This window comes from Clostridium sp. AF28-12, from assembly GCF_003435225.1.
GTDB classification, from domain to species: domain Bacteria; phylum Bacillota; class Clostridia; order Lachnospirales; family Lachnospiraceae; genus Pilosibacter; species Pilosibacter fragilis.
On record NZ_QWGJ01000041.1, the window covers coordinates 729 to 5,495 of the forward strand.

Here is a 4,767-nt window from a genome sequence, read left to right on the forward strand (position 1 = left end):
TCCGGCAATCCACTCCTTACTATGTATTATCCTTCAACCCATAACACTGGTATAGCATTTCTGTCATTTTCTTCTTATCTGTTCCCCTTATACCCAAGGACTTTAAATCCACTGTTTCATCAGCTATTTCAGATAAGAACTTTTTCATATCCTCTGCTATTTCCGGACTGAGGACTTGCCTTGTATTGGCTGCGATTAACTGTGCTAATCGGAACACATCGTTTTTATGTTTCTTTATGTTTTTGCTATCGACCTGCTCTCCATTCAACTTGCGTTCCTTTAAATCCAGCCATGCTTTCGTCTTAAATGGAATCAGGCAAGTCGGACTTAATACCGGAATGCCATCAACCATCATTTGTCCGGTTTTTAACAATTCATAATATGCTTCATTTAAAAGGATTGCCGACAAACTGGATATTTCATCATCTATCGGAAGCGGAGTGAGAACTGCATCATCTTCCAATATAATAAAATCCGGATTTCTGGAAAATATTTCTATCATATATGGATATTCTTTACTTTTCGGAGATGTGAAACGATAAAACTGTGCATTTCCAGTGCTTTTATTCAAATGCTCATATCCTGCTTCTTTGACATACTCCCAAAACTGCCTGCCAAACTCCGCTGTTATGGATTCAACAATCAATACAATATCTACATCTTTTGTAGCACGAAATGGTAATTCTTCATTTTCCATAATCAAATCACACGCCGTCCCACCGATGATGACATATTGATTTTCAAAACCTTGAAATCTTTCCTTAAATTTTGTAAATCCACTGACCATTACTCATGCAACCTTCTTTCCTGCAATTCATCTACTGCTTCTTCAATTCTTTCATCATTTGTATTTGTAAAAGATAAAACAAGTGAAATATCATCAGCACTGTTATCCTCTGAAAATTGTTTTGGGTTGTATGCCCATAATTCAAGGCTGACCTGTTTATCCGGGTCTATCAATTCATCAGTCAGCAAGGCTTTATCATAATCTTTCTCACTAATTGCATAGGTAACAACTCGGCTTGGATTTAGCATTGTTTTTTTAGAAAGTGCTGTTTCCCCTGCAAAGACCATATTTTCTGTAACTTGCGTCTTATCTATATATCCTGTTTTTCGAACAGGAGTCGTCAAATATACTTTTGCTTTTTCAAATAATTCATCTCGCTTATATTTTGACTCAATAAACTTATTGACACCGTCTTTTGCTACAAGAAACAAATCTGTCGTTTCCAACTGCTTCACTGCTCTGGTCAAGGTCATTGCTGTAAACGGAAGCACTTTTCCGGCTTCTGAAGTATACAATCGTTTTTTCTTACTGTACAGATAAAATAAAAACAACTGCTGCGTGGAGTAAACAAACTTACTCGTCAGCTTTTGGGGTTCTTTTTCATCAGAAAGCATTGTCCCAATGAAAGGAAGAAAGACCTGCTTATCAGTAATAAATGGTATATTATTTTCTATAAGGCTTTTTCTTCGATAATTTGATACCGTTGTAAGTTCAAATACGACTGGCACATTATCAATCTGCTGTATTTTTACAATTTGTTTTTTCAATGCCGGAAGTGTGGCAAGTTCTTCTGTTGGAGCAAGCATTATACAGCGTCTGTTTCCAATATATGCTGTATGAAAATCATAACTCCCTGCAATATAAACAGGCAAAGAATCCTGATGATTCCATGCTTCATATTTTATAGAAATCCCGAATACGCTTGTAAGCATATTTCTCATTCTCCTTTTAACTTAATTTGTTTTATTTTAACTTATCCAATGTTAAAAGTCAAGTTTTTGAGTTATTTTGAATTTATATTTCCTTTTTCCGTGACCGGATACTGGTTCAATAATGTCTGCCTTTGAAAGGCTTACCTGAACTTTCTGTCTTTCGTTATAGAATGATGTGGAAGTTTCGGTAACAGAGATATTCTGACCTACATAAGTAACCAAACTAATTGTCTACATCTCCCTGCTATTCTTTTTAACTTTATTCTGATCCTGCGGATCTCTGACTTGTTTTTCCGAAACTTCACATTGCTTTGTGCAAAGACGCTCTTTCAACGATATGCGACCCTGCTGCAGCTTCTGCTTATCTTCTTTACGATTAAATTTTTCCACACCATTGTTAAGCACATTGTCAATCATGTTATAATTCTGCTCTTCCATTTCCTCGATCTTAGCAAGCGGCTTGTACTCTGCCAGTTTTACAAGCAGCTCTTTGGCTCTCTGCTCACTGTTCTCATCGGTGCCTTCTTCTATGGAAGTCTGCAAAAAATTCTGAAAATGTCCGATGTTTCCATTGCGTATATCTTCTGCGATCCTTTGCACCTGCGCTTCCTGATCCGATACCGTATCGCTATACTCATAAGGATCCATGTCATAGGATAACCGGTCAAGTTCTCCCGCAAGTGCCTGTATTTTCTGCTCTTTCGTTTCCCGGTCATTGACCTCTTTCTCCGGGAATGCTTCTACCAGCTTTTTAATAGCGTCCTGCACGCTCGGATGATCTCTCACATCCGGCATATAGTTGAGAAAATCTACATCACTCGTCTTTCCGGTAAGAAGATCCACCTGGTCATCCTCCAGGCAGTCGGTTCCCTCTACATGAAGATTCACTCCGATTGCCGGAACTCCATTTAACCGTGCCGGATCCATTTTCCGGTAAATCCGGATAGCATCTTCAATGGTTGGAATATCCTTATAATATGCTCCGATGCCATGAAATTCTCCACACTCTGCCACAGTAAATGTGACCGTAAGATCTTCTGCTTTCTCTTCCAGTTCATGCAGAAATTGTGGCAGACCGGTAAATCCGAACGTATCCACAAAATGTGCGCTGTTTTCTCTGTTTTCATGCAGTACCACAATGTCACTGACAGAAAGAGAATGTGCCTTGTAGTCTGCCGGGTGGTCAATATTGAACTTCGTATAGATGGCTTCCAGTGTTTCCCCCTGCGTCCTTCCCCGGAATTCAGACAATTCCCCCATATACACCTGTTCATAATTCTCCGGCACTATGGTATCCAAATTATACTTGGTGATTCCCATACGTTTCAGACTTTCCGTTCCTTCAAAGCGGAACTTATCCAGTTCAGGATTATTCTTTAACTGGTAAATGCCATATTTATCCATACTTCCATGGAGTAACTGTGCAGCCTTTCGTGCATCAGAAGCTTCTTGCTGTTTCTGTGATTTATTGATTTCTGTCTCCGAATCCTGCAATGCATCAATCCCTTTCTGCGCATCCATCATAGTAAGCTCCACATCCTTGTCTGTAATTTCCTGTACTTTTTGTTTTTCTGTCTGATTATCTGTCATAGATTACCTCCATTTTTGCATGATAAAAGGCAGCCCACAATGGACTGCCTTGATAAAAGAAAAAGCAGCAAATCATTTACTGATCTACTGCTTGTTTCTTTGGTATTTACTTGTTACTTATACCAATACCGATTTATTTTCTTTAATAATTTTTTCAATCTCTGCAATGCTTTTTTTCGTTGCAAGCGAAATTTGCTCTAAAGAAAACTTATTTTCATACATATTTTTAATGATCTCAACCTTTGTATCATCTACAATTCCCTGACTCAGATTACACATAACGCTCACATCCTCTCTAAATTCACTGCTGATTGGGATATTATACTCATGTTCTGGAATATCATTCGTAATTCCAACTAAACGATATTCAACAGCTTCAAATGCAGAATACCTGTTTTATGTCATCATAATTCGTGTTTACAAAATCTCTCTTTTTTTGAAGAGACAAGCACCTTACACTATTAAAGCAGTCTTAGTAACTGCACCAGCTCATGTGACTCCTGTTCTTTTGAAGTGGTTTGTCTGGTATCAAACTGTGAAAATCTGTTATTATTATAGTATTTCAACAGTTTATCGTCATTATTTGTCTCAAGGAATACCACCATTCCTCCACCCATATACTGCATTTCTTCAATAACCGACCATGCCAGTTCCAACATTTCTGCTCCGGTAATTCTATTGTTTCGACCTTCAGCAAAATTCTTGCCAAGCTGTGCGATCAAATATGCTGACATTGTATATGTCTGTGATTTTTCATCCAGCTCACTTATTCGCAGTAATTTTCTTTTTACTGTGTTGCTTACTGTTTCACCTCTCACGGTCAAAGGCTTCAATGCTATACTAAAATAGCCTATCAGTTCTCCCTCATCATTGGAAAAGACCAAATATGTAACGGACTGATTCTTTTTGGTAAACTCTATTGCATTTTTCTTCAAAAAATATTCAACATCCGGGTTCTTTGGACATGAAAAATCGGAGAGCATTCTGACAAGCGCAGGCTCTCCGACCTCTTCATCAGTTCCTAAAGCTAAATACTCACGAATGTTAATCATCGTATAATTATCTCTGACCGACATCCGCTTTCTTCCTCTTTTCCATGAATTTTCTCAACTCTGCTTCTCCTTTTATCTGTCTCGCAGATACTGGAGTGCGCACCGGGCGATTATTGGCAGAATTCTCTATCGCATCGACAAACATCTCTACCTGCTTCTGACCGGATATGATAAAATTCTTCGTGATACTAGAAGTTGCCATATAAACACCTCCTTTATTAGTATGGCTGTTCTTCTGCCTATTACTCAATGTAATTTGCATTCTTTTCTACCTTTATTCTATTATGGAAATATCCGCTTTGCAACACAAAAATTATGAAAATTATATTACTTCCTCCTTCCCCTTTGTCTTATCCACTGCATCCTGTTGTGGTCAAGCTTTTTTGTAACACTTGTGGCTAAAAAA

7 protein-coding genes are annotated in these 4,767 nt (G+C 38.1%); all 7 read right to left on the reverse strand.

From position 1 onward, the window contains the following. Window positions 1-19: 19 nt before the first annotated feature. Window positions 20-787 (reverse strand): hypothetical protein, encoded by a 768-nt coding sequence (locus DWY93_RS16335; RefSeq protein WP_117471366.1) that lies wholly within the window; start codon window positions 785-787, stop codon window positions 20-22. After that, entirely contained in the window at window positions 787-1,719 is a 933-nt protein-coding gene (locus DWY93_RS16340; RefSeq protein WP_015554928.1) for a hypothetical protein, read from the reverse strand. The genes DWY93_RS16335 and DWY93_RS16340 overlap by 1 nt, the downstream gene beginning before the upstream one ends. A gap of 51 nt (window positions 1,720-1,770) precedes the next feature. Further along, window positions 1,771-1,941, reverse strand: a complete 171-nt coding sequence (locus DWY93_RS17255) for a hypothetical protein (protein WP_165860058.1) — start codon at window positions 1,939-1,941, stop codon at window positions 1,771-1,773. Between the two features lie 9 nt (window positions 1,942-1,950). Further along, on the reverse strand, window positions 1,951-3,309 hold the full coding sequence (locus DWY93_RS16345) for a YodL domain-containing protein (protein ID WP_117471367.1): 1,359 nt from the start codon (window positions 3,307-3,309) through the stop codon (window positions 1,951-1,953). Window positions 3,310-3,426: 117 nt separating this feature from the next. Then, a complete protein-coding gene (locus DWY93_RS17260; RefSeq protein WP_181968572.1) occupies window positions 3,427-3,588 on the reverse strand; it encodes a hypothetical protein in 162 nt (53 codons plus the stop codon). Window positions 3,589-3,770: 182 nt separating this feature from the next. Beyond that, window positions 3,771-4,385, reverse strand: coding sequence for a GNAT family acetyltransferase (locus tag DWY93_RS16350; RefSeq protein WP_117471368.1), 615 nt, complete (start codon window positions 4,383-4,385; stop codon window positions 3,771-3,773). After that, window positions 4,369-4,563 carry a hypothetical protein gene (locus tag DWY93_RS16355; RefSeq protein ID WP_117471369.1) on the reverse strand — a complete coding sequence of 65 codons (195 nt, stop codon included), beginning with the start codon at window positions 4,561-4,563 and terminating at the stop codon, window positions 4,369-4,371. Before DWY93_RS16355 ends, DWY93_RS16350 begins: the two co-directional genes overlap by 17 nt. Window positions 4,564-4,767 lie beyond the last annotated feature (204 nt).

What these genes read in the sequence shown, in the direction of transcription:
- DWY93_RS16335 (WP_117471366.1), bottom strand. Translation starts at nt 787, where the DNA reads ATGGTCAGTGGATTTACAAAATTTAAGGAAAGATTTCAAGGTTTTGAA.
- DWY93_RS16340 (WP_015554928.1), bottom strand. Translation starts at nt 1,719, where the DNA reads ATGCTTACAAGCGTATTCGGGATTTCTATAAAATATGAAGCATGGAAT.
- DWY93_RS16345 (WP_117471367.1), bottom strand. Translation starts at nt 3,309, where the DNA reads ATGACAGATAATCAGACAGAAAAACAAAAAGTACAGGAAATTACAGAC.
- DWY93_RS17260 (WP_181968572.1), bottom strand. Translation starts at nt 3,588, where the DNA reads ATGTGTAATCTGAGTCAGGGAATTGTAGATGATACAAAGGTTGAGATC.
- DWY93_RS16350 (WP_117471368.1), bottom strand. Translation starts at nt 4,385, where the DNA reads ATGTCGGTCAGAGATAATTATACGATGATTAACATTCGTGAGTATTTA.
- DWY93_RS16355 (WP_117471369.1), bottom strand. Translation starts at nt 4,563, where the DNA reads ATGGCAACTTCTAGTATCACGAAGAATTTTATCATATCCGGTCAGAAG.